Below are 5,076 nucleotides of genomic sequence, written 5' to 3'. Positions count from 1 at the left end.
ATGTCGTCGCGCAATGCCTATCTCGGTGAAGCCGAGCTCGACATTGCGCGCAAGCTCAATTTGGTCCTGCGCCGCACCGCGGCGTCGCTTTCAGCCGGCGCGGATGAGGCCGGCGCCACCGAAGATGCCGCGAAGGCGCTTGTCTCGGCCGGCTTCCAAAAGGTCGATTATGTCGCCGCCCGCGCGAGCGTCACGCTCGGCCCCTGGCAGCGCGGGCACGACGGCCGGCTGCTCGCTGCGGCATGGCTCGGCACGACGCGGCTGATCGACAATGTGGAGATTCCCTCCGCCTGAGCGCCCACGGTCCGCGAGCTGTCACCGCGGCGCTGTATGACGCTACTCTTCCGACGGCATATGCAGGTACATCGACTGGATGCCGACGCGGCCTGGCCCGGTGAAGCGGTTGACGACGAAGTTCATGGCGGCGCCGAAGAAGCCGCTGGAAAGCTTGTCGATCCTCGTATCCATCCTGACCGACGCGTCCTTGAACAGCCAGCCGCCCGGCTCGATATCGATGGTCTCGCCGGGCGCCAGCACCTTCTCGAAGACATTGCCGTAGCCGTGCAGCCAGACGATGCCGTCGCCGGTCTCGACACGGAAACGGTCGATGAAGAAGCCGCTTTGGCCGAACAGCATTGTTCCCAGTCCGCGCACCCGCTCGAAGCTGTAGTCGACGCTGGCGGTGGCGGCGAGGAACTGGTGCTCGCGCACCTGGATCTCCTCGCCGCGCCGGAGATGTATCGGCACGATATGGCCCGGCCCGTCGCGGCTGAAGGCGATGACGCCCGGCCCGGACGCCTCGGTGACGAAGATCTGCATGCCGGCGATCATGCGCTTCAGCGCGCCCTTCAGCGATTTCAGGCCGATGGTGATGGTGGTGTTCTTCCAGAGCAGGATGTGGTGCTCGAAATAGACCGGCATGTTGGTCACATCGACCGACAGCACCGGCACCAGTTCACCGGCGACGTGATAGGTCACGCCGCCAAAAGTCTCCTCCGACACCTCGGTCGGCATCAGTTCCGGCAAGCTCGGCATGGCAATCCCCCGATTGCGGACGACGCCCCTGCCTTATGGAGGGTACGACGCCGGCGACGAGCAGCCTTGATCGCGCGTATCGGCGCGATCAAATCAAAACCTTGCGATGAGATGGGATGCTCGCCTGCGACATAGAGCATTTCACCGTTTCACAGAAACGGCGAACCGCTCTATTTCTTTGTTTTACGCAATTCCGAACGGAAAACCGCCCACACTTTTCCTGGAATTGCTTTAGCCGAGCCGCTTTTCCAGGATGAGCGCAGGCCATCCCGAATTGCCGCCGCAATCCGCGGTCCCGCCCGCGCGCCTGAACCCGTTCGCCTCGTAGAAGGCGATCGCCACGGCGTTCGCCTCCTCGACCTCAAGGCGCAGCGCACGCATCTCCGGGAAGCTGGCCTCCACCTCATCGAGCAGCAACCGGCCAATCCCCTGCCGCTGGCAGGCCGGATGCACATAGAGCTGGTGCAGAAGCACGATCTTCGGGTCCGTGGTGGCGGCGGCGAAGGCCATGCCGCCGAGCCGCTTGCCATCGTCGGCGACCAGGAATTCGGAATTCGGCCGCGTCAGCCGCGCCTTGAGCGAGGCTATCGAATGCCAGTCGTCGGTGATCGCCGCAACCTGTTCGGCACCGTGGACGGCGTCATAGGTTGCGTGCCAGGTTTCGACCAGCAACGCACGCACCGCAACAAGATCGCGCTCGCTGGCGGTGCGGACGAACATCGGCCTATTCGATGCCGAGCTTGGCCTTGACGAGGTCGTTCACGGCCTGCGGGTTGGCCTTGCCGCCGGTCGCCTTCATCACCTGGCCGACGAACCAGCCGGCCATGGTCGGCTTGGCGCGCGCCTGTTCGGCCTTGTCCGGGTTGGCGGCGATCACCTCGTCGACCGCCTTCTCGATGGCGCCGGTGTCGGTGACCTGCTTCATGCCGCGACTCTCGACGATCTGGCGCGGATCGCCGCCCTCGTTCCAGACGATCTCGAACAGGTCCTTGGCGATCTTGCCGGAAATGGTGCCTTCCTTGATCAGGTCGAGGACGGCGCCGAGCTGCTCGGGCGAAACCGGAGCATTTTCAATATCCTTGCCGGCTTTGTTCAGCTGGCCCAAGAGATCGTTGATGACCCAGTTGGCGGCGAGCTTGCCGTCGCGCCCTGCCGCCACCTTCTCAAAATAGTCGGCGATCGGCTTTTCCGAAACCAGCACCGAGGCGTCATAGGCCGAAAGGCCGAGCACATCGACCAGCCGCGCCTTCTTGTCGTCGGGCAACTCCGGCAGGTCCTTGGCGAGCGCGTCGACATAGGCCTGATCGAACTCCAGCGGCAACAGGTCGGGATCCGGGAAATAGCGATAGTCATGCGCTTCTTCCTTGGAACGCATCGAACGCGTCTCGCCCTTGGCCGGATCGAACAGGCGCGTCTCCTGGTCGATCTTGCCGCCGTCCTCCAGGATGGCGATCTGCCGGCGCGCCTCGTATTCGATGGCCTGGCCGATGAAGCGGATCGAGTTCATGTTCTTGATCTCGCAGCGCGTGCCGAACGCGCCGCCTGGTCGGCGCACCGAGACGTTGACGTCGGCGCGCAGCGAGCCTTCGTCCATGTTGCCGTCGCAGGTGCCGAGATAGCGCATGATCGAGCGCAGCTTGGTGACATAGGCCTTGGCCTCGTCGGCCGAGCGGATATCGGGCTTGGAGACGATCTCCATAAGCGCCACGCCGGAACGGTTGAGATCGACATAGGACATGGTCGGGTGCTGGTCATGCATCGACTTGCCGGCATCCTGTTCCAGATGCAGGCGCTCGATGCCGACCTCGATATCCTCGAACTCGCCCTGGCGGTCGGGCCCGACGGAGACGATCACCTTGCCCTCGCCAACGATCGGCTGCTTGAACTGCGAGATCTGGTAGCCCTGCGGCAGGTCCGGATAGAAATAGTTCTTCCGGTCGAAGACCGACTTGTGGTTGATCGCCGCCTTCAGGCCGAGCCCGGTGCGGATCGCCTGCTTGACGCATTCCTCGTTGATGACCGGCAGCATGCCCGGCATCGCCGCGTCCACCAGGCTGACATTGGCGTTGGGCGCGGCGCCGAACGAGGTCGAGGCGCCTGAAAAGAGCTTGGCTTCGGAGATCACTTGCGCATGCACTTCGAGCCCGATGATGATCTCCCAGTCGCCGGTGGCGCCGGGGATCAGACGTTTTGCGTCGGGGGTGCGGGTATCGATGATGCTCATGGAGGCCTACGTACTGTGAATTCGCGAATATGCGCGAACGGATAATTGACGAGCAACTTCGCTAGTGCAAACCGCCCTGCGACACAAGCGCAAAGCCGCCTACTGGCCTTTTCTGCGGCTCTCGCCTAAGAAGCGTCCATTCCAATGGAGAGTGGATGTCCACTTACGCTCAGTCCCGGTGAAGCCCTGACCTCTTACGAGGCAGGGCAGAAAAACCTGAAACCCCGTGCCGCGATGCACCGCGGCGGCGGCTTTTGTTGTTTTTCCCGGGAATTCTTCAATGGACATATCGCGCAACGAACAGCGCATCCTGCACCTGCTCGCGCAGGGCGGGCGTATCGAAATCGAAAAGAACGAGAGCAGGAAGATCGCCTCGGTCCAGTGCCTGACCCGCGACGGCTGGCGCTATCCGGGCTTCGACCTGGAGCTCTTCCGAAAACTGAGGCGCAAGAAAGCGGTTTCCTCGACGGCTGGCGGTCCTTACCGCATCACACGACGCGGGCTCGAGCTCGTCCGCGCCGAGCTCGACAACCGATAGGACCTGCCACACGCCGCCGGCTGGAAACGGCCGGCGGTCTTCTCACCCCGCCCGTTAAGCGGTGGCGATGTAGGCCCTGATCTCCTCGGCCTCGCGCTCGACATCCTCGATGCGGCGCTTGACCACGTCGCCGATGGAGACGATGCCGTCGAGCAGCCCGTTTTTCTCCACGGGGAGATGGCGGAAGCGGCCCCTCGTCATGATCTCCATGACTTCGTTGACCGTGTGGTTTTCGTTGCAGATCTTGACCTTCGGAGTCATTGCCGAGCGCACGGCGATGTCGAGCGCGGCGGCGCCCTCCCTGGCCACGACCCTGACTATATCGCGTTCCGAGAGAATGCCGACGATCTTTCGGTCGCCATTGGTGATGACGAGCGCGCCGATCCTGTGCTCGGCCAGCATGCGAATGGCCTCGCTGAGTTTCTCGTTGGGCCCGAGCGTGAACACGTCATGGCCCTTGCTTTCAAGAATTGCCTTAACCGTCATGGCGTCCTCCACAGCCTTTGACGCCGGCTCCCGCCCCGACCGGCTTTCAGCCCCAACATGGTGCGCCGTCATTGGTTGCATTTCAAGTACGCCTAAGGACGAGAGCGTTTCACCGTTTCACGGAAACGGCGAACCGCTCCATGCCTTTGTTTTCACGCAATTCCGGACGGAAGGTTACGGCGAAGACGCCGAACTTAACCGCTGCGTACTTTTCCTGGAATTGCTCTAAGCGGCAGCCAGCGGGCGATCGAAGAAGCGCAGCCCGAAAAAGCCGGCGACGAAGCCGCCGATATGCGCTTCCCAGGCGATCTGGCCGTCTATTCCCGGCGCGAAGCCAAGCAGGCCCGTGGCAAGATTTATGACCATCCAGACGCCCAGAAAGGTCATCACGCCGCGCGAGCGCAACACCGCCGCGATCGGCAAGGGCTCGCCAGCGAAGGCCGCTTTGCCGGACGAACGGTCGACGCGGAAGCCATAGCGCGCCGCCGCGCCCATCATGCCGGAAATCGCCCCCGATGCACCGACGAGCGGCACCTCGCCATAGGGATGCAGCGCCCAGAACAGAACAACCGAAGCCAGCCCGGTCACCGCGTAGAATATGGCGAAACGCAGCGCGCCGAGACGGTTGGCGAGCGGCGAACCGAATGCCGAAAGCCAGATCATGTTGATGGCGATATGGGCGATGCCACCATGCATGAACGCATAGGTGAACGGACGCGTGAACAGGAACCAGTCGAAGCCATATTTGCCAGTGTAGAGCACAGGAATGAAGGCACCGTCATAGAGCAGCGTC

7 protein-coding genes are annotated in these 5,076 nt (G+C 62.9%); 2 read left to right on the top strand and 5 right to left on the bottom strand.

The features are described from left to right. The coding region (locus tag EOD07_RS21970) for a pantoate--beta-alanine ligase (protein WP_164772418.1) at positions 1-294 on the top strand (294 nt) is incomplete at its 5' end. A gap of 42 nt (positions 295-336) precedes the next feature. On the opposite strand, the gene EOD07_RS21965 is transcribed toward EOD07_RS21970, so the two are convergent. The 3 genes from EOD07_RS21965 to gatB all read right to left on the bottom strand — a co-directional run bounded on the left by EOD07_RS21965 (position 337) and on the right by gatB (position 3,259). Continuing rightward, on the bottom strand, positions 337-1,035 hold the full coding sequence (locus tag EOD07_RS21965) for an AIM24 family protein (protein ID WP_127236964.1): 699 nt from the start codon (positions 1,033-1,035) through the stop codon (positions 337-339). A 231-nt stretch (positions 1,036-1,266) separates the two neighbouring features. Further along, complete coding sequence (locus tag EOD07_RS21960; protein WP_127236963.1) at positions 1,267-1,755, bottom strand: GNAT family N-acetyltransferase; 489 nt, start codon at positions 1,753-1,755, stop codon at positions 1,267-1,269. A gap of 4 nt (positions 1,756-1,759) precedes the next feature. After that, positions 1,760-3,259, bottom strand: coding sequence for an Asp-tRNA(Asn)/Glu-tRNA(Gln) amidotransferase subunit GatB (gene gatB / locus EOD07_RS21955; RefSeq protein ID WP_040983136.1), 1,500 nt, complete (start codon positions 3,257-3,259; stop codon positions 1,760-1,762). Positions 3,260-3,539: 280 nt separating this feature from the next. Here gatB and EOD07_RS21950 point away from each other — a divergent pair, with 280 nt between their 5' ends. After that, positions 3,540-3,797, top strand: coding sequence for a YjhX family toxin (locus tag EOD07_RS21950; protein ID WP_127236962.1), 258 nt, complete (start codon positions 3,540-3,542; stop codon positions 3,795-3,797). Positions 3,798-3,851: 54 nt separating this feature from the next. Here the strand turns inward: EOD07_RS21950 and EOD07_RS21945 are convergent, their stop codons facing one another. Both EOD07_RS21945 and EOD07_RS21940 read right to left on the bottom strand, forming a co-directional pair. Next, positions 3,852-4,283 (bottom strand): CBS domain-containing protein, encoded by a 432-nt coding sequence (locus EOD07_RS21945; protein WP_073989628.1) that lies wholly within the window; start codon positions 4,281-4,283, stop codon positions 3,852-3,854. Between the two features lie 225 nt (positions 4,284-4,508). Further along, positions 4,509-5,076 (bottom strand): rhomboid family intramembrane serine protease (locus tag EOD07_RS21940; protein ID WP_164772417.1); only part of this gene is annotated, 568 nt, incomplete at its 5' end.

It is taken from the genome of Mesorhizobium sp. M2C.T.Ca.TU.002.02.1.1, from assembly GCF_003997225.1.
Note: the sequence above shows the minus strand (reverse complement) of the source record. Positions and strands in the feature narration are given on the sequence as shown.